Here is a 22,056-nt window from a genome sequence, read left to right as displayed (position 1 = left end):
CCCAAGTCATGCAAGTGTCTGCTGCTATTTCAATTACAAGGCATGAATGCCTTTATTTTTAATTGGTTGTGGAGTTTCCAGGTCGTCGAAAGCAAATCGACGTAGAAAAAACTAATACACGAAACAATCCGTCGGCAAGCGATTTTTTAATTATTTAAAGTTTGTATTTTATTGGGCGCGAAGAGTTCTTGTAAAACTTGTTGAGCAAGTTTTATTGGGGCGAAGTTGCTCCTTCCGATTTATAGCGATCAGAATAAATAGTTCGAGTGAATGCCTCACCCGGAGCACTTCAGGGAGCAGGGAATAAAGAAGTTTGTGTTTTATGGGCGGGACGTCGGTCGGACATTCGATTCTCCCGCCGGTGGGCGACGCTCCTTGCGTGGTGGCTTCGATTCGCCCGGCTTGTCGCCAGGCGCTGACTTCTTCAGGTCTTTTTCTGAATCGACAAACGCAAGAGTGAGCCCAAATCGACGGCAGTGCCATTGAACTGATGTGGCGGCGGGTCGCAGACACGGCCAAGCCGCGTCAGGCTGGCGGGCAGACGGCTAGGAAGGATATGTAAGAAAGTGATACGCCGGCCAGGTCGCCGGCGAACGATCAGTTGGATGGCTGTTCCAGGTATCGCCGAATAGTGACGCAGGCTTTTTCCAGATGACGCTCCAGCAGGGCCACCGCTGTATCGGTGTCCTTGGCGCTCACGGCCTCGAGCAATGCGCGATGATCATCCTGGGTCAGCTTGCCGAGCCCCATGGACGACAGGTGAAAGCGCAGGAAACGCTCCTCTTCATTGAGCTCGCGTTCGATCAGGTCCAACAACTTGCTGTTGGGTGCCTTGTGGTAAAGCGACATGTGGAACAACCGATTGAGCTTGCCGATCTCGGCATGATCGGTCTGTGTTTCCAACTGTTCGATGTAATGGGCGGCCAGCGCGAGGTCGTCGGCATCGAGCAGAGGTATCGACAGGCGCAAGGCGAACGCTTCAAGCACCGCGCGCAGCGTGTAGGTTTCGATGGCGTTGTTGGTAATCAGTGGGGCGACCACGGCGCCTTTGTGTTGAACCACATTGAGCAACGATTGCGCTTCGAGCTGGCGCAACGCCTCGCGTACCGGCATGCGACTCACGCCGAACAGGTCGGCCAGTTCCTGCTGGCGCAGAGCCGTGCCGCAGGGCAAGCGTCCGTCGAGGATGGCTTCGCGCAGGGCGCTCTCGATGATCGAGCGGGCCTGGGCAGCGGGTATGGGTCCGTTGACCTGGATAGTGCTTAACGGCTTGGGCTTCTTTGTCACGACCACGCACCCTGAATGACGAATTGGATCCATGCCAACATTAATGACAGATTACCTGGCCGTCAAAGTCTCGCGGCCGGCCTTCCTGAACTAAAGTTTAGCGTGCCTGGAGTGATTGCACCCTGCCATTGTCTTTTGCCGGGCCAGCCTTCACCATCCCACGCATCCTCAACGGTCTTTCTGGACGCATTCCCTTGGCTGCACCTTCTCCTGCCCTCAGGCCCCTGCGCTGGTTGTGTTCGGCATTGTTGCTGGCCGGCCTCATGCTCAGTGCCCTGCAGGCCGACTGGGACTTTGCCCAGATCAGCCGACGGGCGCAGGCCCTGTACGGACCGTTGGGCGACGGGCAGCAACGGATCGATGCCTGGCAGCACCTGCTGGCGACCGAGAAGCAGACGCCGGAGTTGGAGCAGCTCAAGGTGGTGAACCTGTTCTTCAACAAACAGGTGCGCTACGTGGAAGACACTGACCTGTGGCATGAGGTCGATTACTGGGAAACTCCGATCCAGGCTCTATGGAAGGGGGCCGGAGATTGCGAGGACTACGCCATCGCCAAGTACTTCAGCCTGCGGCATCTCGGGGTATCCAGTGACAAACTGCGCATCACCTACGTCAAGGCGTTGCGACAGAACCGGGCGCACATGGTGCTCACCTATTACGCCACGCCCGAAGCCATGCCGCTGGTGCTCGACAGCCTGATCGACGCGATCCAGCCGGCCAGCCAGCGAACCGACCTGTTGCCGGTCTACTCTTTCAATGCCGAAGGGTTGTGGCTGCCGGGCACCAAGGGCAACAAGAAAGTCAGCGATACCAAGCGCCTGTCCCGGTGGCAGGATGTGTTGAAAAAAATGCAGGCCGAAGGTTTTCCGGTCGAGACGACTAACTAGGAGCATGCGCTCAGATGTCTTTGTTCAAACAACTGTTGATCGCTATCTGTCTGTTCCTGGTGGTTGCCTTCAGCGGCAGCTTCATGGTCAGCCTGGAAAGCTCGCGGGCCCAGTACGTCAACCAGCTGCGCTCCCACGCCCAGGACGCGGCCACGGCGCTGGCGTTGTCCCTGACGCCGAATATCGACGATCCGGCGATGGTGGAGCTGATGGTCAGTTCCATCTTCGACAGCGGTTACTACGCCAGCATCCGCGTGGTCGACGTGGCCACCGACAAGACCCTGGTCGAGCGCACTGGCACGCCGGACGCCGGCAGCGTGCCACGGTGGTTCGTCAAGCTCATTGGCCTGGAGCCGGCCGGTGGCGATGCGATTGTCAGCCGTGGTTGGGAACAGGCGGCACGGGTCGAAGTGGTCAGCCATCCGATGTTCGCGCTTGCCAAGCTGTGGCAGAGCGCGCTGGGCAGCCTGGGCTGGTTGCTGCTATGCGGCGCCGTGAGCGCGGTGTTGGGGGCCTTGCTACTGCGTCGCCAGCTCAAGCCACTGGATTACATGGTGCGCCAGTCCCATGCTATCGCCCGGCGCGAATTCCTGAGTTTGCCGGAGCTACCACGCACCCCTGAACTGCGCCGCGTGGTGCAGGCGATGAACCAGATGGTCGAGAAGCTCAAGGCGTTGTTCCAGGAGCAGGCCGAGCGCAGCGAAAAGCTGCGGATCGAGTCCTACCAGGACAACCTCACTGGTCTGGCCAACCGTCGTTATTTCGAAATGCAGCTCAATGCCCGGGTGAGCAACCCGGAGCAAGCCAGTTCCGGCTATCTGTTGTTGCTGCGGGTCCGGGACCTGGCCGGTTTGAACCAGCGCTTGGGTGGGCAGCGCACCGACCAATTGCTCAAGGCCGTGGGCGAGCAGCTGTTACGCGAGTGTGCCCGATACCCGGAAACCCAGAATCTGGTGACGCGTATCCGTGGCGGGGAATTCGCGGTGCTGGCGCCGGGGCTGGTGCGCGAAGAGGCGCTGCAACTGGCGCAGAATCTCGAAGCCGCACTGGCGAGCCTGCATGCCACCGGTGCGACCGACGTGGCGTCGGTGGCTGCTATCGGGCTGGCGCCTTTCATCCATGGCGACTCGCCGCAAGCGGTGCTGCAGCTTGGCGACCAGGCCCTGGCCCAGGCCGAAAGCCAGGGCGAGCCGGGCTGGGCCTGTCTGGAGCACAGTGCTTCGGCCAGTGTCGGCGACGATCATCATGCCTGGCATACGCTGCTCGACCGGGCGTTGGACAATCAGCGGTTCGAGCTCTATTTCCAGCCGGTGGTGGCCGCCCAGGACACTCAGATGGTGCTGCACTACAAAGTCCTTTCGCGGTTGCTCGACGATCAGGGCCAGAGCATTCCCGCCGGGCGTTTCCTGCCTTGGCTGGAGCGCTTCGGCTGGACGGCGCGGCTGGACCGCCTGATGCTCGAACAGGTGCTCAAGCAAATGGTTGGGCACGAAGAGGCTCTGGCGCTGAACCTGTCTTCGGCCACCCTGGCCGACCCGCAGGCGCTGAACAAAGTTTTTGAGATTCTGCGGGCCCATTCCAATCTCGGGTCGCGCCTGACCCTGGAAATCGGTGAGGAACAATTGCCTGAGCAAGCGGTGCTGGAGCAACTGACCCGGCGTCTGCGTGAGCTTGGTTTTTCCTTGAGCCTGCAGCGTTTTGGTGGGCGTTTCAGCATGATCGGCAACTTGTCGCGGTTGGGGTTGGCCTATTTGAAAATCGATGGCAGTTATATTCGAGCGATCGATCAGGAGAGTGATAAGCGTCTGTTTATCGAGGCTATCCAGCGTGCTGCCCACAGTATCGACCTGCCGTTGATTGCCGAACGGGTGGAGACCGAGGGGGAGTTGGCGGTGATTCGGGAGATGGGGTTGTTTGGGGTGCAGGGGCAGTTGGTGGGGGGGCCGCGGCGTTGGGGGTGAGGTTTGGGGTTTTAGGTTTGAGTACATATCCGTTGCTGCGGTAGCGGCCACTGGCGGTTCCGCTCTTACAGCGGGTTACTTTGGCAAACGCCCCAAAGTAACCAAAGGTCTTTGCCCCACCACTCGGCACCTCGCCAAGGCGAGGTGTTCCTTAACGAAGGCATTGCTACGTGGGCCCGCCGCGAAGGGCCATCCATGGCCCAGCGCGGCTAACCCGGCATCCATGCCGGGTTGCCCACTGCGCAATGCCTGCGTTCGGCCGTCGTGGTTAACGGGGCTTTCAGATCAAAAGCAAAAGCAAAAGCAAAAGCGAGGCGGCCTTAAGGCCGGCCTATTTCTTGCGGCTGACCTTGTTTCCCCCTGTGGGAGCGGGCTTGCTCGCGAAGGCGGCCTTACAGCCAACCTGCTCTCCGGACGTACCCCGATCCACTGTGGGAGCGAGCCTGCTCGCGATGGCGCCAGCCCAGACAACCCAACCTTGGGATATGCAGAGGGCAGCCAGGTCCTAGGAGATTTCCTTCAAGTTGTAGCGAAGTCGGTGAACTTGTCCAGCGCCGGACGGGTGGCTAGTCTGGGTTTGTCACTGAAAAAACGGTGACACGGACGTGCAAGTCCGGTTAAAAGGAGCCAAATAATGCCACCAGCCATTAACGAACATTCGTGCCTGTGTTTTATGGCGGCTGTGTGTGGGGAGACCTTCGGGTCTGCCGAGGTTTTTTGGTGTTTCCTACTCGGTCTTGCACACCCTCACATAGCTGCCACCCTTTGTATCGCGTGCAAGCGAGCCAGGGCGGCTCTTATTGAATAGGAAGCCAAAAATGTTCAAGGTCACTCCAAACCCGCCAGGCAACTTCTCTGACACATCCTCGAAAACCAAAAAACTCGACGAAGCCGCCGAGCGCGCCCTCGACTATTACCTCAAGCCCAAACCCGTCGACGAGTCCCCATCCGGTCAGCTCTTCGTCGTCGCCCCGGACATCGATACCGAAACCCTGCTGGCCAACGCTTCCGAAGACTTGCTGTCCATCAGCGCCATTGCCTCCGATCTGGCGGATGATGTCGACGGTTCACGCCGCAGTGTGATCCTGGCGATCAGTCGGATGGCCGATGGGGTGCATCTGTTGGTGGAGCGAGCGATGGACCGGCTGGAAGCCCGGGCGTCGGGCTGAGGGGGGCGGGGGCTTGGAGATCGCTATCGTCGGATCGCCGCCCGGAGCAGGCTCGCTTCCACAAGGGATGGGTGTTGCCTGAAATATTGCGGTCAACTCCGATCAACGGTGGGAGCGAGCCTGCTCGCGATGACGTCAGTCCAGGCGCCTAGATCAACCCCTTTTCATCATCATCGATCAACCGGCTCAGCCCGCCCAGGGCTTCCCGGGCCTGGTTGCGGTCCATCAGCTTGGCCTGGGCGGCCGGGGGCAGGTCGGTGACGCGGATGATGCCTTTGCTGGTCAGCACCTGGATCAGGTCGTCGAGTACCCGGATCATCTCCAGGTCGCTCTGCTTGAGTTGTTTCAGGCTGTTTTCCACGGCCTGGTTGGCGAACCAGTCCTGGATCTCGTGGCTGTCGGCCGGCAGGGTTTCGGTGGCTTCGGCATAGGCGATGGCTTCTACGCGCACCAGCAGGCCTTGTGCATCGCGTTGCACATAAAACATCGGGCATCCCTCATGGATTAAGCGGCGTCATGCCGAGCAGCATAGGCCAACTGTGCGCGAGTATGAACACTTATTGTGGCGAGGGAGCTTGCTCCCGCTGGGGCGCGAAGCGGCCCTTTCTTGGGGTCGCTTCGCAGTCCAGCGGGAGCAAGCTCCCTCGCCACGGGGCGTGTCAGGTTCAGCTGTTGTTGTGATCGACCTTGATGGTCGGGTCACTGCCAGCGATCAACGTGTTCAGGTTGACGTTCGACCAGTTGTTGCCTTCCAACTTGATTGTCACGTCCGGCGCGGCCGATGCACCGTTGGCGCCGTTGAACTGGCCGGTGGTGCTGACCTGCAACGACGACACGCCATCGACCGTGCTGATCTGCAGGAAGTGGTCGATGGTGCTGCCGGACTCGCCTTGCAACAGATCCCGCAGGTCGATTCGGTCGCCATCGGCAGCCTTGAAGTCCTTGATCACGTCGTTGCCGGTGTCCCCGGCCTTCCAGACAAAGGTATCGCCGCCCAGGCCACCGATCAGCGTGTCATGACCCTGACCGCCGATCAGCGTGTCGTTGCCAGTACCGCCGAGCAGGATGTCATTGCCCTTGCCGCCGTCGAGCGAGTCGTTACCGCCCTGGCCGAAGAGAATGTCGTTGCCGCCGCCACCCAGCAGCGTGTCGTTGCCATCATGGGCACCGGATACGTCGAACGCGGTATAGTGCTCGGTGATGTACTGGTGCACGTTGCTGGTGGTGACTTTGCTGACGTCCACGCCGCTCTGCTGGGCCACGAACGCCTGGATGGCCTGGTAACCCTCGCCGGTGACGCCGTTGAAACTCACCAGGTCGCCGAAGAGGATGTCGTTGCCTTCGCCACCGTTGACCGTGTCGGCGCCCGGCAGGGTCGCTTCGGTGTGGCCGATGATCGAGTTGGCCAGGTTGCTTGGGTCGATGTTGGTCTGCGGTACTCCATCCGAGTCGTACGGCTTGAGGTCGTTCAGGGTCACACCGTTGTTCAGGCCAATGGCTTCGACATTGCTCAGACCCTTGAGCAGGGTGAAGCTGGCGCTCGAACCCGTCGCTGCCCAGGAATCGGCGTAGCCGCTACCGTCCACGTAGGAGAACTCGAAGGTGCCGTTGCCCTCGGCGTGCACGGTACCGACATAGTTGTCGTTCCAGTTTTTGCCGTTTTTGGTCGACAGGTACATGTCACCGTTTTCGTAGATGGTGTATTTGTGCGTGCTGTCGATCGACTGGGTGTAGTACTTGCCGAGGGTGTAGTTGGCCGCGCTCAAGACGTCATCGAGCTTGACGGTGCCGTACAGGGTCGGGTTCGTCTGTTCGCCGGACTGGTAGAGCGTCGGTTGGCCGTCGGTAATGAAGTACGTCAGGTTTTTCGCGCCAGTATTGCTCAGGGCCTGGGTGCTGTTGAAGAAGTTCGCCGTGGTCTTGAACACGTCTTCGTAGTTGGTACCGCCGCCGGAGACCATCGAATCGATGACGTTCTTGAGCAACGTCAGCGCGTTCGGATCATTGAGGTTCACCGCAACGTTTTTGTTCACCTGGTTGTCGAAGTCCGCCAGGAAGATGTTCACGGTCCCGGAGTTGCTGCCCAGGCTCTGCTTGAGGGTATTGAATACCTGGGTCAACGAGTTCTTGGCTGCGGCAATGGACGACGAACTCATGCTGCCGGAGCTGTCGACCATGAACGCGATGTTGTAGTTGACGCCCGGCACGACGGTCAGCCCGCCGATGTCGGCAACCATGACGTCGTTGCCATCGGTACCGGTGACGTTGTCACTGCCCGAGGTGGCGGTCGCCGCGTTGTAGACCGCCGGGTACACGGTGACCGGGATATGCGCGGTAGTCACGGCGGACCCGCCGAGGGTTTCGGTGGATGTGGAGGTTACGGTCAGGTCCAGGTGGCCGTTGTAGTAGGCCGGTGGTGTCAGGGTCAGGCTGCCCAGGTTCCAGCCGCTGACCGTGGCTTCGCCGTTGCTGCCCACGGTCGCGGTGTGGCCCGCGCCGTCGGTCAGCACGCTGCCCTCCGGCATGCCACCGATCTTCACGCTCAGCTTCTCGGAGCCGTCGGTGTCGGTCAGCGCGGTGGTGATCTTCGACAGATGCACGCTGGTGCCTTCGGCGCCTTCGTTGAGTTTGTAGCCGTCGTAGTAGCCTTCACCATTGGTACCGTGCAGGTCGGAGACGGTCACGCCGGCTTTCGTCAGGTCGGTCACGCTGGTGTACAGCGGTACGCCAGCGCCGCTCAAGTCGACGGGCGTGCCGCCGTTGACCGACAGGTTCACGTCATAGCTGCCCGGGCCGGTCTGGTTGTGGTGATAGATATCGAGGGTGTAGTAACCGCTGGTGGTCGGCGTGAACGAGCCGTTCAACTTGCCGCCCGCGCCCCAGGTGATGGCCGCCACGTCCTTGCCGCCGACGGTAACCAGCAAGCTGTCGTCGCCGGTGCCGCTGAAAGTGTAGGTCTTGCCCGCTTCGAGGTAGATCAGGCCCGATGTCTTTGAGGCCGTGCCGGCGTTCACGTTGCTATCGGACTGCACATTGGTCACGGTGCTGGTGCTGTTCGGTGTGCCGGCGGCATCGATCACCGACTTGAGCGTGCCGGACGGCGCGCCGCTGCCATCGGTGCCCAGGCCCGACAGGCCGGTCCAGACTTCCTTGATCAGGCCGGTGGAGGTCACATTGTTGCCGGCCACGCTCAGGCTCGGTGCATCCGCTACCGGGGTGATGTCGATCTTCACGGTCCCGGTGTTGCCCAGTGCCTGGCCATCGGTGGGCTGGAACTGGATCTGTGCGTAATCGGACTTCTGATCGCCCACGCCGGTCGGGTTACCGTTGGCGCCGGATTCGTTAGCGTCCGGTGTGAAGCGCAGCTTGCCGCCGTCGATGTCAGCCTTGGTGAAGGTCTGGTTGTTGGTCACGTCTTTCCAGGTCGTGCCGTCCAGGTACTGCAACTTGCCGTCGCCTGGCAGACCGGTGATTTTCACGCCCTGGCTGGCGGCGGCACTATCCACGTCGCTGACGCCAAAGGTCGACCAGCCGAGGACCAGCGAAGTGTCTTCGGTGCCCGTCACTGTGCCACCCGTGGCAACCGGTGCATCGTTGACCCCGACCACGTTCACGGTGGTGGTGGCGGTGTTGGAGTAGTTGCTGCCATCGGTCACCGTCACGGTGATGATGCGCGGCACACTGCTCGGGTCTTCGCTGTTGTTGATGAAGGTGATGTTCTTGATCTGCTGCATGTAGTCGGCCAGCGTCGCATTTCCCGACAGCGTCAGCGTGACGGTGCCGTTGGTGCTGTTGGCGTTGATGCTGATACCGTTGACGCTGTTGCCCAGGTTCAGCGCATCGCCCGGCTGGCGGTTGGTCAGCACGACGGTGGCGCCGGTCAGCAGGGTGCTGTCCGGGTCGGTGATCTTCAGGTCGGTATCGCCAATCGACACGCCTGGCCCCGTGGTGCCTTCGGTGAACGTGACCTGATAATCGGCTCCGGTCTTGCCGCTGGAATTGTTGGCGTCCAGGTCGAGTACCGGTGGCGCATCGTTGTCGATGATCGAAGTGCTGACGCTGCCATTGGTGTTGCTGATCGCCAGGTGCTCGAAGTTGCCACCGGTCGCCGAATCGATCTTGACCACGAAGTTTTCCGTGCCTTCGGTGATCTTGTCGTCCAGCGTCGCCACGTTGAAGGTCGCGCTGGTGGCGTTGGCCGGGATCTTGACGGTGTAGACGCCAGTGAAGTCCGTGCCGTCGGCCGCGGTGCCGCTGTAGACGAGCTTGAGGGTCACCTCGGTCTGCGCCGGGTTGGTCAGGCTGACGGTGTAGGTCGCGGCCTGGCCTTCGGTGACCGACGAGCTGCCACTGATGCTGACGGTGGTGTTGTCGACCGTGTCGGAGACGGCGGTCACCGCTGGCGCGGTGCTCGGCACCAGGTGCTCGAAGTTGCCGCCGGTGGCGGACTGGATCGTCGCCTGGACATTGCCGGCATCCTGATAGACATCGTCCTTCGGCGCGTCGACGGTGACAGTACCGGTGGTCTTGCCGGCATCGATATTAATGACCGCGCCGTTGCTCAAGGTCACGGTAACCGGTGTGCCGGCGGCATGGGTCAGGGTCGCGGTGTAGGTGATCTGACCACCCTCGGCAACCGTGCCGGTGGCGCTCAGGCTCAGGCCGGTGTCGTCCTGGACATCGGTGACCGCGGTATTGGCCGGCTTGCCGTCGATGTCGAGTTTTTCGTAGTTGCCGCCCTTGGCGTCGTCGATCTTGACGCTGAGGCTATTGCCGCCAGCGAGGGCATCATTCGGTGCGATGAAGTTCACCGAACCGGAGCTCGCGCCGACCGGGATGGTGATGGTCTGGCCGTTCGACAGGGTGACAACCAGCGGCGCATCGGTCACTGGTGCGTTGACCGAAGCGGTATAGACGACAGTGCCGCCTTCCGCGATGGTCGACGTGGCGCTGAGCGAAACGGTGCTGGTATCGATGGTGTCGGTGATTGTGGTGACCGCTGGCGTGGTGCTTGGTACCAGATTCTCGAAGTTGCCGCCGGTGGCGCCGGTGATGGTGGTGCTGACGGTGCTGCCGTTGTTATAGACGTCATTCGCAGGTGTATTCACCGCGACGGTGCCGGTGGTTTCGCCAGCCGCGATGGTGATGACCGAGCCATTGCTCAGGGTCACGGTCACTGGCGTCTGCGCGGCGTTGGTCAGCGTTGCGGTGTAAACAATCGAACCTCCTTCGGTGATGCTCTCGCTGGCACTCAGAGTCAGGCCAGTGTTATCCACCGAATCGGTGATCGTGGTGACCGCAGGCGTAGTGTCCGGGACCAGGTTCTCGAAGTTTCCACCGGTGGCGCCGGTGATGGTGGTGCTGACGGTGCTGCCGTTGTTGTAAACGTCATTCGCAGGTGTGTTCACCGCGACGGTGCCGGTGGTTTCGCCAGCAGCGATATTAATGACCGAGCCGTTGCTCAGTGTGACGGTGACTGGTGTTTGAGCGGCGTTGGTCAGCGTCGCGGTGTAGGTGATCTGGCCGCCTTCGGTGATGGTTTCGCTGGCGCTCAGGGTCAGGCCGGTGTTATCCACTGAATCGGTGATCGTGGTGACCGCAGGCGTAGTGTCCGGGACCAGATTCTCGAAATTGCCACCGGTAGCACTGGTGATGGTGGTGCTGACAGTGCTGCCGTTGTTGTAGACATCATTCGCGGGTGTATTCACCGCGACGGTGCCGGTGGTTTCGCCAGCCGCAATCGTGATGACGGAGCCATTGCTCAACGTGACGGTGACCGGAGTCTGCGCGGCGTTGGTCAGGGTTGCGGTGTAAACAATCGAACCACCTTCGGTGATGGTTTCGCTGGCACTCAGCGTCAGGCCAGTGTTATCCACCGAATCGGTGATCGTGGTGACCGCAGGCGTAGTGTCCGGGACCAGGTTCTCGAAGTTTCCACCGATGGCGCCGGTGATGGTGGTGCTGACGGTGCTGCCGTTGTTGTAAACGTCATTCGCAGGTGTGTTCACCGCGACGGTGCCGGTGGTTTCGCCAGCAGCGATATTAATGACCGAGCCGTTGCTCAGTGTGACGGTGACTGGTGTTTGAGCGGCGTTGGTCAGCGTGGCGGTGTAGGTGATCTGGCCGCCTTCGGTGATGGTTTCGCTGGCGCTCAGGGTCAGGCCGGTGGTGTCCACCGAATCAGTGATAGTGGTAACCGCAGGCGTAGTGTCCGGCACCAGGTTCTCGAAGTTGCCGCCAGTTGCGCCAGTGATAGTGGTGCTGACGGTGCTGCCATTGTTGTAGACGTCGTTGGGCGATGTTTCCAGAGCAATGGTGCCGGTGGTTTCGCCGGCGGCGATGGTGATGACCGAGCCGTTGCTCAACGTCACGGTGACCGGGGTTTGGGCTGGGTTGCTCAGGGTGGCGGTGTAAACAATCGAACCGCCTTCAGTGATGTTCTCGCTGGCGCTCAAGGTCAGGCCAGTGGTGTCCACCGAGTCGGTGATCGTGGTAACCGCAGGCGTAGTGCTTGGCACCAGGTTTTCGAAGTTGCCGCCAGTTGCGCCAGTGATAGTGGTGCTGACGGTGCTGCCATTGTTGTAGACGTCATTCGCAGGTGTATTAACCGCAACGGTGCCGGTGGTTTCGCCCGCAGCGATGTTGATCACTGAGCCGTTGCTCAGCGTCACGGTCACTGGCGTTTGAGCGGCGTTGGTCAGCGTTGCGGTGTAAACAATCGATCCACCTTCGGTGATGCTCTCGCTGGCACTCAGAGTCAGGCCTGTGTTATCCACCGAATCGGTGATCGTGGTGACGGCTGGCGTGGTGTCTGGCACCAGGTTTTCGAAGTTGCCGCCAGTTGCGCCAGTGATAGTGGTGCTGACGGTGCTGCCATTGTTGTAGACGTCGTTGGGCGATGTCTCCAGAGCAATGGTGCCGGTGGTTTCGCCGGCGGCGATGGTGATGACCGAGCCGTTGCTCAACGTCACGGTGACCGGGGTTTGGGCAGGGTTGCTCAGGGTGGCGGTGTAAACAATCGAACCGCCTTCAGTGATGTTCTCGCTGGCGCTCAAGGTCAGGCCAGTGGTGTCCACCGAGTCGGTGATCGTGGTAACCGCAGGTGTAGTGCTTGGCACCAGGTTTTCGAAGTTGCCGCCAGTTGCGCCAGTGATAGTGGTGCTGACGGTGCTGCCATTGTTGTAGACGTCATTCGCAGGTGTATTAACCGCAACGGTGCCGGTGGTTTCGCCCGCAGCGATGTTGATCACTGAGCCGTTGCTCAGCGTCACGGTCACTGGCGTTTGAGCGGCGTTGGTCAGCGTTGCGGTGTAAACAATCGATCCACCTTCGGTGATGCTCTCGCTGGCACTCAGCGTCAGGCCAGTGTCGTCCACCGAATCAGTGATCGTGGTAACCGCAGGCGTAGTGTCCGGGACCAGATTTTCGAAGTTACCGCCGGTCGCACCGGTGATAGTGGTGCTGACAGTACTGCCGTTGTTGAAGACGTCGTTGGCAGGCGTATTCACCGCGACGGTGCCAGTGGTTTCGCCGGCTGCGATGGTGATCACCGAGCCATTGCTCAGCGTGACGGTGACCGGAGTCTGCGCGGCGTTGGTCAGGGTTGCGGTGTAAACAATCGAACCGCCTTCAGTGATGTTCTCGCTGGCGCTCAAGGTCAGGCCAGTGTTGTCCACCGAGTCGGTAATGGTAGTGACGGCAGGCGTGGTACTCGGCACCAGGTTCTCGAAGTTGCCGCCGGTGGCGCCGGTGATGGTGGTGCTGACGGTGCCGCCATTGTTGTAGACGTCGTTGGCTGGCGTCTCGACATTGACGGTACCCGTAGTCTGACCGGCAGCGATGGTGATAACCGAACCATTGCTCAAGGTTACAGTGACTGGGGTCTGGGCCGGATTGGTCAGCGTGGCGGTATAGGTAATCTGGCCGCCTTCGGTGATGGTTTCGCTGGCGCTCAGGGTCAGGCCAGTGTCGTCCACCGAATCAGTGATCGTGGTGACCGCAGGCGCGGTGCTCGGCACCAGGTTCTCGAAGTTGCCGCCAGTCGCACCAGTGATGGTGGTGCTGACTGTGCTGCCATTGTTGTAGACGTCGTTGGCAGGTGTCTCGACGTTGACGGTACCGGTGGTCTGGCCCGCAGCGATGGTGATGACCGAGCCATTGCTCAAGGTCACGGTCACTGGCGTTTGCGCCGGGTTGGTCAAGGTTGCGGTGTAGGTGATCTGCCCGCCTTCGGTCACGGTCTCGCCGGCGGTCAGGGTGACGTTGGTGGTGTCGATGGTGTCGGTGATCTGGGTCACGGCTGGCGTGGTGGGCACGGTCACGGCAATGCCGCTGCCACCGGTGGTGCCGGTCACGGTCACGCTGATCTGGCTTGGGTCGTTGTAGACGGTGTCGTTCGGTGCCAGTGGGACGTTGACGCTGCCGGTGGTCTGGCCGGCGGAAATCACGATCACCGAGCCATTGGACAGCGTCACCGTCAGGTCGGTCAGGGGGGCCTGGGTCACGGTCGCGGTATAGACCAGCACGCCGCCGGCTTCGGTCAGTGTCGGGGTGGCGCTCAGCGTCAGCGTCGAATTGATCAGAGTGTTGGCAGCGGTGTTGGCGTTGGCATTGGTGGCCAGGCCGGTGATGTTGTTATCAGCGGCGGCAGCCACGCTCAGGCCTTCAGTCGGGAAACCGACAGTCGGGTCGACGCTGCCAGCCGTAGCATCCAGCACGACAACGCTGTGGCCGCCCCCGGCGGAACCACCGGCACTCGCTTCGCCAGCTCCGGCGGCGGTGGCTTCCAGGGCGGTGGTCGGGTCGGCACCGGCGGCGATGGCTTGCTGCAGCTCTTCTACCGATGGCGCGGCCTGGGCAGTGGCCTGCGCAAGGTCGGTGGAAGAGTCCGGGGCGTTGGCGCTCCACTGGGTGTCTCGGCCCAGGTCGAGGGTGCGGCCGTCGGCCAGTTCCAAGGTGACGGCACCGGCAGGGCCGGTGTCCAACTGATCGCCTGTGAACAGACGATCGCCTTCAATGAGTACGCGCCGGATACCCTCCGGGGATACGGCGAAAACCTGACCGACAATGCTTTTGACGACGGCAATAACGCTGCTCATTGAAGACTCTCCGGGTGCCACGTTCAGTAAACTTCCATGAGTCCGCAAGCTATGGGCGGCGGTCTGGACGTTTTGGCTTTAACTTAATAAGGGTATTTGACGCTCTGCTGTGTCAATATTTTGGCTATAGATCCAATGGGTTTTGTTTCTGCCAAACTATTGACCTTCTGCCGGCCATCCTAAACAATCGTCTAGGTAATGTCACATTGATATTTAAGCGGCGACCTGTCCTTTCGGTGCAAGTTTCAGTACCAGTTTCGAACTTTCCGACATACGGTCATTCCGGTTGCCATCATCCGATGCAGCGCCTCGTTTCGCTGTGATCCAAGACAAGCGTTTCAGGAAAAAAACACATCATGCGTCCGCATTTGTTCATGGCTTTACCCTTTGCTCTGGCCGCCAGCTTCGTACAAGCACAAACCTTGCCGCAGGCTATGCAACAGGCGCTGAACGTGCACCCTGAAATCCAGGCCGGAGTGAACAGCCGCCTGGCGGCTGACTACCAACTCAAGGCGGCGAAGGGCGGTTACCTGCCTCGGGTCGACCTCGCAGCCGGGTACGGTCGCGAAGGCACTGACAGTGTTACCACCCGGTCGGGCAGCAACAATCATTGGGAAACCCTGAACCGCAGCGAGTCGAGCCTGCGTGTGACGCAAATGGTTTTTGACGGTTTTGCGACGTCCAGCGAAGTGGGGCGTCAACAAGCCACCGTTAATGCCCGTGCCTATTCGTTGCTCGATACCTCCGAGCGCACCGGTCTGACCGTGGCCCAGGTTTATCTGGATGTGCTGACCCGGCGCGAGTTCGTGCGCCTGGCCGAAGAGAACCTCAAAAGCCACGAGCGCATCTTCGATCAGATCAAGCTGCGCACCGAGCGCGGCGTGGGCAACCGTGCCGACCACGACCAGGCCGAAGCACGCGTGGCCCAGGCCCGCAACAACCTGATCACCGAGCAGACCAATCTGGCCGACGCCGAGACCAACTACCTCAGTGCCGTGGGGCAATTGCCCGACCAGCTGGAGCGTCCCGCCGATTTTATGGCGCTGCTGCCGGCCAACCTGACGGAAGCTCGCGCCCAGATGCTGGAGAACAGCCCGGTACTGCGTTCAGCTGAAGCAGACATCGTTGCCACCGAGAAACAGTACGAAGCCGCCAAGTCGAGCTTCTACCCGCGCTTTGACGCCGAGCTGGGCCGCACCGCCGACAACGATCTGGACGGCCAGAACGGTCACAACAATGAATGGCAGGCCATGCTGCGCATGCGTTTCAACCTGTATGCCGGTGGCAGTAACAAAGCCGATCTGGAATCCAAGTCTTACCTGTCCAACCAGGCCCTGGACATCCGTAACAACGCCCTGCGCCAATTGACCGAAGAGCTGGGCCTGGCCTGGAACGCCCTCAACAACGCCAATGCCCAGGTGCCGATTGCCCAGCAATACGTGGACCGCAGCTCCAGCGTGCGCAACGCCTACCAAAAGCAGTTCAGCCTTGGCGAGCGGACCCTGCTCGACCTGCTCGACAGCGAAAACGAGCTGTTCAGCGCCTCCCGGCGGTTGGCGGAAATCAAGAACGTACAGTTGTTCACCCAATACCGGATCAAGGCAACCATGGGTGAATTGCTCAAAAGTCAGGGCGTCGTCGCGCCGTTGGCATCCGTTGTGCAGAACGACGTCAAACCCAAGGTCCAGTTACCTGGGATGAATTGAGTCATCCATCCAGTTTGATCAGTAAAGAGTGCAGAGCGTGGAATCAGAAGTCAGTCGAGTCGAACTAGTCCATGACCCGCGCACGCTGCATGACGACCCGTTGCTGGACGGGTTGCTGGCGCTCTGCATGCTGCATCAGAAACCGGCCAGCGCGGCGATGCTGACCACCGGGCTGCCACTGCCCAAGCAGCGGCTGAGCGTCGAATTATTGTCGCGTGCGGCCGCCCGGGCCGGCTTGCAAGGCCGGGTGCTGCAACGCCGGCTCGAGCAGATCCCGACCATTGCCATGCCGGCCCTGTTGCTACTCAACGAGGGTCGCAGTGCGGTGTTGCTGGGCTGGGTCGGCGACGATCAGGCGCGGCTACTGCTCAGTGAAAGCGACGGCGGGGAGGTGACGGTCAGCCGTGAGCTGTTGGCCGACGATTACAGCGGCAAGGTCTTCTTCGCCCAACCTCAGCACAAATTCGATGTGAACCACGGCACGCTCATTCCCCGGGCGCGTTCGTGGTTTCGCGACACCCTCAAGCGTTCTCGTTGGCTGTACGCCGATGCGATTGCCGCCAGCCTGCTGATCAACATCATCGCCATGGCCGCGCCGCTGTTCGTGATGAACGTCTATGACCGCGTGGTGCCGAACCAGGCCGAGTCGACCCTGTGGGTGTTGGCCATCGGCATCACCGGTGCCTACCTGTTCGACCTGATCCTGAAAATGTTGCGCAGCCTGTGCCTGGACCTGGCGGGCAAGAAAACCGACCTGATCATTTCCGCCACGCTGTTCGAGCGAATCGTCGGCATGGCGATGAAGTACCGTCCGGCACGGGTCGGTAGCTTTGCCCAGAATATCCATGAGTTCCAGAGCCTGCGGGACTTCCTCGCCTCGCTGACCCTGACCAGCCTGATCGATTTGCCGTTCACCCTGTTGATCTTCATGGTCATCGCGATTATCGGTGGGCACCTGGTGTGGATTCCGGTGTTGGCTTTCCCGATTGCCCTGTTGATCGGCTATGCCTTGCAGAAGCCGTTGGTGGCGACCATGGAACGAACCATGGCCCTGGGCGCCGAGCGCCAGTCCAGCCTGATCGAGACCCTGGCCGGCCTGGATGCGGTGAAGGTCAACAATGCCGAGAGCGAGCGCCAATACCAATGGGAGCAGACTATCGGCACCCTCAGCCGTCTCGAACTGCGGGTAAAAATGCTCTCCGGGCTGGCGATGAACATCACCTTGCTGATCCAGCAGCTGGCTGGCGTGATCATGATTGTCTTCGGTGTCTACCTGATCATCGCCGGTAACCTGAGCATGGGTGGGCTGGTGGCCTGCTACATGCTCAGTGGCCGCGCCCTCAGCCCGTTGGCATCGCTGTCGGGCTTGCTGACCCGCTATCAGCAGGCGCGGGTGACGATGACGTCCGTCGACCAGATGATGGAACTGCCCCAGGAGCGCAATTTCGAAGAGCGCCCGCTGAGCCGCAAGGTCCTGCAGGGCGCCATTGAATGCCGGCAGTTGAATTTCACTTATCCGAACCAGCAGAACGCCGCGCTGAAGAACATCAACCTGGTGATCAAGCCGGGTGAAAAAATCGGCATCATCGGCCGCAGCGGTTCGGGCAAGAGCTCCCTGGCGAAGTTGCTGGTAGGCCTTTACCAGCCGGACGATGGCGCCTTGCTGGTGGACGGCGTGGACATCCGCCAGATCGATGTCAGCGAGCTGCGCTACAACATCGGCTACGTCCCCCAGGACATCCAGCTGCTGGCCGGTACCCTACGGGATAACCTGACCTCAGGCGCCCGCTATGTCGAAGACGAGCTGGTGCTCCAAGCCGCCGAACTGGCGGGCGTGCATGAGTTCGCGCGCCTGCATCCCCAGGGTTATGAGCTACAGGTTGGCGAACGCGGGCAGAACCTGTCTGGCGGTCAGCGCCAGAACGTCGCCCTGGCCCGAGCGTTGCTGCTCAACCCACCGATCCTGTTGCTCGACGAACCCACCAGCGCCATGGACAACACCGGTGAGGAGCGCCTCAAGCAGCGCCTGGCCGCCGTGGTTGAGAACAAGACCGTGCTGCTGGTGACGCACCGGGCATCCTTGCTGTCGCTGGTGGATCGCCTGCTGGTGATCGACCGTGGACAGATCCTGGCCGACGGCCCGAAAGCTGCCGTGATGGAAGCGTTGAAGAAGGGGCAGATCAGTGTTGCTTAAGTCGGGTTTCAAGGATTCCGTGGGCCGCTATTTCAAAGGCTCCGCTTCGCTTCGCGGACAACCCCTGCCGGAGGTCAACAAGGCCCTGATCGAAGACGCTCCGCGGGTGGTGCGCCTGACGATCTGGGGCATCATCGCGTTCTTTGTGTTCCTGGTGCTGTGGGCCAACTTCGCCGTGGTCGATGAAGTGACCAAGGGCGACGGCAAGGCCATTCCGTCGTCCAAGATCCAGAAGATCCAGAACCTGGAGGGCGGCATCGTCGCCGAGCTGTTTGTCAAGGAAGGGCAGATCGTCGAGGCCGGTGCGCCTTTGATTCGCCTGGACGACACGCGGTTTGTCTCGAATGTGGGGGAAACCGAGGCGGATCGCCTGTCCATGCTGTTGCGAGTCGAAAGATTGAGTGCCGAGGTCGACGACCGGCCGCTGAATTTCCCGGCCGACGTACTCAAGGCGGTGCCGGGTCAGGCCGCCAGTGAAGAGTCGCTGTACATCAGTCGTCGCCAGCAGTTGCACGATGAAATTGGCGGGTTGCAGGAACAACTGGTGCAGCGTCAGCAGGAGTTGCGCGAGTTCGTTTCGAAGCAGGCGCAGTACCGTTCCGGTCTGGCCTTGCAACGTCAGGAAATCAACATGTCCGAACCCCTGGTGGCCCAGGGCGCGGTATCGCCGGTGGAAGTGCTGCGGCTCAAGCGCGCTGAAGTCGAGACCCGCGGACAACTGGATGCCACGACACTGGCGATTCCTCGCGCCGAATCGGCGATCAAGGAAGTGCAACGCAAGATCGACGAGACCCGCGGCAAATTCCGCAGCGAAGCGCTGACCCAGCTCAACGAGGCGCGCACCGACCTGAACAAGGCCCAGGCGACCGGCAAGGCCCTGGAGGACCGCGTAAGCCGCACCCTGGTAACGTCGCCCGTGCGGGGGATCGTCAACAAAATGCTGGTCAACACCATCGGCGGCGTAATCCAGCCTGGCAGCGACCTGGTGGAAATCGTGCCTTTGGACGACACCCTCCTGGTGGAAGCGAAAATCCGTCCCCAGGACATCGCCTTCCTGCACCCTGGCCAGGACGCCACGGTGAAATTCACCGCCTATGACTACACCATCTACGGTGGGTTGAAAGCCAAGCTGGAGCAGATCGGTGCCGATACCGTCACCGACGAAGACAAGAAAACCACCTACTACATCATCAAGCTGCGCACTGAGCGCAGCCACTTGGGCACTGATGACAAACCGCTGCTGATCATCCCGGGCATGGTGGCCTCGGTGGACATCATCACCGGCAAGAAAACCGTGCTCAGCTACCTGCTCAAGCCCATCATCAAGGCCCGGGCCGAGGCGTTGCACGAGCGGTAAGGCTGCGCCTCATTCTCTATGCGGGCGAGCTTGCTCGCGAAAGCATTGGGTCAATGACTGAAATGTCGCTGCCACTCCGCCATCGCGAGCAGGCTGGCTCCCACATTGGTTTTGTACTGCCAGCTAGGCCGTGATTAACACCGATCCCTGTGGGAGCGAGCCTGCTCGCGATAGCGTTGGATCAGACATGAGTCTGTCACTGACACAATGTTTTCGCGAGCAAGCCTGCTCCCACAGGTTCTGTATTCTCGGGCTGAAAATCATATGGTTATTCTTTATCGGTATTTAATTTAATTTTCTTATATCGATAAAGTCATCCTCCTGCGTACCTGCCGACTAATCGGCGCGCCGCACGACACAAACCAACACGGTTCAACCGTGAGTTTTGATCGAGGCGCGTCAGTAAGGCGTGCCGTGCGTGGGAGTGATGTATGCCAGCCGTCTCTTATTCTCCGGATCCAAGCGCCGCCAACATCGCGCCGCAGTCCTTCGAAATCCGTCCGTTCAACGGCGCCGTGGGCGCTGAGATCGTTGGGCTGGATTTGTCCCGGCGGCTCAACGACCAGGACTTTGCCCGCATCCACCGCGCCCACCTGGATTATCACGTGGTGGTGTTTCGCGACCAGCGCATCACCCCCGAACAGCAGATCGCCTTCAGTCGCCGCTTCGGCGTATTGCAGATCCACGTGCTCAAGCAGTTCCTGCTGACCGGGCATCCGGAAATCCTCATTGTTTCCAACATCATCGAAAACGGCCAATCCATTGGCCTGGGTGATGCCGGCAAGTTCTGGCATTCCGATCTTTCCTATAAAGAACTGCCCAGCCTCGGCTCGATGCTCCACGCCCAGGAGCTGCCGAGCGAAGGCGGCGACACATTGTTCGCCGACATGCACAGAGCCTGGGATGGCCTGCCCGAAGCGCTGCGCAAAGCAGTCGAAGGCCGTTCGGCGGCGCATTCCTACACGGCGCGCTACAGCGAGACCAAATTCGAAGGCAACTGGCGGCCGACGCTGACCCCGCAGCAACTGGCCCAAGTCGCTGAAGTCGTGCATCCAATCGTGCGCACTCATCCGGAAACCGGGCGCAAGGCGCTGTTTGTCAGCGAGGGTTTCACCACCCGCATCGTTGGCCTGCCGGAAGACGAAAGCCAGGTGCTGCTGGCCGAGCTGTATGCCCACAGCGTGCTTCCCCAGAACATCTACCGCCATCAATGGCAGCCCCATGACCTGGTGTTCTGGGACAACCGCTCACTGATCCACCTGGCGGCCGGCTGCCCGAGTCATCTGCGCCGCAAGTTGTATCGCACCACCATCCAGGGCGATGCCCCTTTCTGATCGGCTGCGCCTTGCGCAAAGAGCCCGGAGATTCATCATGTCCAAACGCATTGCTTTCGCACCGTTGGCCGCCGCCATCGGCCTGGGGTTCAGCCTGTTGGCCGGCAGTCTGGTGGCGCCGCCCAGCGCCCAGGCCGAGGGCGAGATTCGCATCGCCGAACAGTTCGGCATCGTGTACCTGCTGTTGAACGTGGTGCGCGACCAGCAGTTGATCGAGAAATACGGCAAGCAGGAAGGTATCGACATCAAGGTCGACTGGACCCAGTTGTCCGGTGGCGCGGCGGTCAACGATGCGCTGCTTTCGGGCTCCATCGACATCGCCGGTGCCGGGGTCGGGCCGTTGCTGACCATCTGGGACCGTACCCGCGACAAGCAGAACGTCAAGGCCGTGGCCTCCTTGGGCAACTTTCCCTACTACCTGCTGAGCAACAATCCACAGGTCAAGACCATTGCCGATTTCACCGACAAGGACCGTATCGCGGTGCCGGCGGTGGGCGTGTCGGTGCAGTCGCGATTCTTGCAATACGCCGCTGCCAAGCAATGGGGCGACAAGGAGTTCAACCGCCTCGACAAATACACCCTGGCAGTGCCGCACCCGGATGCCACGGCGGCGTTGATTGCCGGCGGCACGGAGCTGACCGGGCATTTTTCCAACCCGCCGTTCCAGGACCAGGCCCTGGAGAACCCCAATGTCCATGTGGTGCTCAATTCCTATGACGTGCTCGGGCCGAACTCGCCCACGGTGCTGTTTGCCACTGAGAAATTCCGTGAGGAAAACCCGAAGACCTACAAGGCCTTCGTCGAGGCGTTGACCGAAGCGGCCGAGTTCGCCCAGAAGGATAAGGGCGCGGCGGCGGATACCTACCTGCGGGTGACCAAGGCCAAGATCGACCGGGCGACGTTGCTGAAGATCATCGACAACCCGCAGATCGAATTCACTGTTACGCCGAAAAATACCTACCCGCTGGCCGAATTCCTCTACCGCGTCGGCGCGATCAAGAACAAGCCGGCGTCGTGGCAGGACTATTTCTTCCAGGACGCCAAACCGTTGCAAGGGAGCTGA

11 protein-coding genes are annotated in these 22,056 nt (G+C 60.7%); 8 read left to right on the top strand and 3 right to left on the bottom strand.

Annotated features, from left to right (window positions below):
* Nucleotides 1-597: 597 nt before the first annotated feature.
* Complete coding sequence (locus tag FBY02_RS18955; RefSeq protein ID WP_144929770.1) at nucleotides 598-1,287, bottom strand: GntR family transcriptional regulator; 690 nt, start codon at nucleotides 1,285-1,287, stop codon at nucleotides 598-600.
* A 194-nt stretch (nucleotides 1,288-1,481) separates the two neighbouring features.
* On the opposite strand from FBY02_RS18955, the gene lapG reads away from it, so the two are divergent.
* From lapG to FBY02_RS18940, 3 genes are all read left to right on the top strand, one after another.
* Nucleotides 1,482-2,174: a cysteine protease LapG gene (gene lapG / locus FBY02_RS18950; RefSeq protein WP_144929769.1), complete on the top strand. Its 693-nt coding sequence runs from the start codon at nucleotides 1,482-1,484 to the stop codon at nucleotides 2,172-2,174.
* A gap of 14 nt (nucleotides 2,175-2,188) precedes the next feature.
* Nucleotides 2,189-4,135 carry a cyclic di-GMP receptor LapD gene (gene lapD / locus FBY02_RS18945; RefSeq protein WP_144929768.1) on the top strand — a complete coding sequence of 649 codons (1,947 nt, stop codon included), beginning with the start codon at nucleotides 2,189-2,191 and terminating at the stop codon, nucleotides 4,133-4,135.
* An 818-nt stretch (nucleotides 4,136-4,953) separates the two neighbouring features.
* Nucleotides 4,954-5,304, top strand: coding sequence for a DUF6124 family protein (locus FBY02_RS18940; RefSeq protein ID WP_144929767.1), 351 nt, complete (start codon nucleotides 4,954-4,956; stop codon nucleotides 5,302-5,304).
* Nucleotides 5,305-5,452: 148 nt separating this feature from the next.
* Here the strand turns inward: FBY02_RS18940 and FBY02_RS18935 are convergent, their stop codons facing one another.
* Entirely contained in the window at nucleotides 5,453-5,791 is a 339-nt protein-coding gene (locus FBY02_RS18935; RefSeq protein WP_144929766.1) for a tryptophan synthase subunit beta, read from the bottom strand.
* Nucleotides 5,792-5,969: 178 nt separating this feature from the next.
* Complete coding sequence (locus FBY02_RS18925) at nucleotides 5,970-14,402, bottom strand: retention module-containing protein (RefSeq protein ID WP_144929765.1); 8,433 nt, start codon at nucleotides 14,400-14,402, stop codon at nucleotides 5,970-5,972.
* Nucleotides 14,403-14,758: 356 nt separating this feature from the next.
* On the opposite strand from FBY02_RS18925, the gene FBY02_RS18920 reads away from it, so the two are divergent.
* From FBY02_RS18920 to FBY02_RS18900, 5 genes are all read left to right on the top strand, one after another.
* Complete coding sequence (locus FBY02_RS18920; protein ID WP_144929764.1) at nucleotides 14,759-16,108, top strand: TolC family outer membrane protein; 1,350 nt, start codon at nucleotides 14,759-14,761, stop codon at nucleotides 16,106-16,108.
* A gap of 37 nt (nucleotides 16,109-16,145) precedes the next feature.
* Nucleotides 16,146-18,302, top strand: coding sequence for a type I secretion system permease/ATPase (locus tag FBY02_RS18915; RefSeq protein WP_144929763.1), 2,157 nt, complete (start codon nucleotides 16,146-16,148; stop codon nucleotides 18,300-18,302).
* Nucleotides 18,292-19,659 (top strand): HlyD family type I secretion periplasmic adaptor subunit, encoded by a 1,368-nt coding sequence (locus FBY02_RS18910; RefSeq protein ID WP_144929762.1) that lies wholly within the window; start codon nucleotides 18,292-18,294, stop codon nucleotides 19,657-19,659. The genes FBY02_RS18915 and FBY02_RS18910 overlap by 11 nt, the downstream gene beginning before the upstream one ends.
* Before the next feature lie 431 nt (nucleotides 19,660-20,090).
* Complete coding sequence (locus FBY02_RS18905) at nucleotides 20,091-20,993, top strand: TauD/TfdA family dioxygenase (RefSeq protein WP_144929761.1); 903 nt, start codon at nucleotides 20,091-20,093, stop codon at nucleotides 20,991-20,993.
* Between the two features lie 37 nt (nucleotides 20,994-21,030).
* The gene (locus FBY02_RS18900; protein WP_144929760.1) at nucleotides 21,031-22,056 is read left to right on the top strand and encodes an ABC transporter substrate-binding protein; all 1,026 of its coding nucleotides are present in this window, start codon (nucleotides 21,031-21,033) and stop codon (nucleotides 22,054-22,056) included.

This window comes from Pseudomonas sp. SJZ078 (assembly GCF_007828255.1).
Lineage (GTDB): Bacteria > Pseudomonadota > Gammaproteobacteria > Pseudomonadales > Pseudomonadaceae > Aquipseudomonas.
Note: the sequence above shows the minus strand (reverse complement) of the source record. Positions and strands in the feature narration are given on the sequence as shown.

Coding starts and splice junctions, on each gene's coding strand:
- lapD (WP_144929768.1), top strand. CDS start 2,189: ATGTCTTTGTTCAAACAACTGTTGATCGCTATCTGTCTGTTCCTGGTG.
- FBY02_RS18940 (WP_144929767.1), top strand. CDS start 4,954: ATGTTCAAGGTCACTCCAAACCCGCCAGGCAACTTCTCTGACACATCC.
- FBY02_RS18935 (WP_144929766.1), bottom strand. CDS start 5,791: ATGTTTTATGTGCAACGCGATGCACAAGGCCTGCTGGTGCGCGTAGAA.
- FBY02_RS18925 (WP_144929765.1), bottom strand. CDS start 14,402: ATGAGCAGCGTTATTGCCGTCGTCAAAAGCATTGTCGGTCAGGTTTTC.
- FBY02_RS18920 (WP_144929764.1), top strand. CDS start 14,759: ATGCGTCCGCATTTGTTCATGGCTTTACCCTTTGCTCTGGCCGCCAGC.
- FBY02_RS18905 (WP_144929761.1), top strand. CDS start 20,091: ATGCCAGCCGTCTCTTATTCTCCGGATCCAAGCGCCGCCAACATCGCG.
- FBY02_RS18900 (WP_144929760.1), top strand. CDS start 21,031: ATGTCCAAACGCATTGCTTTCGCACCGTTGGCCGCCGCCATCGGCCTG.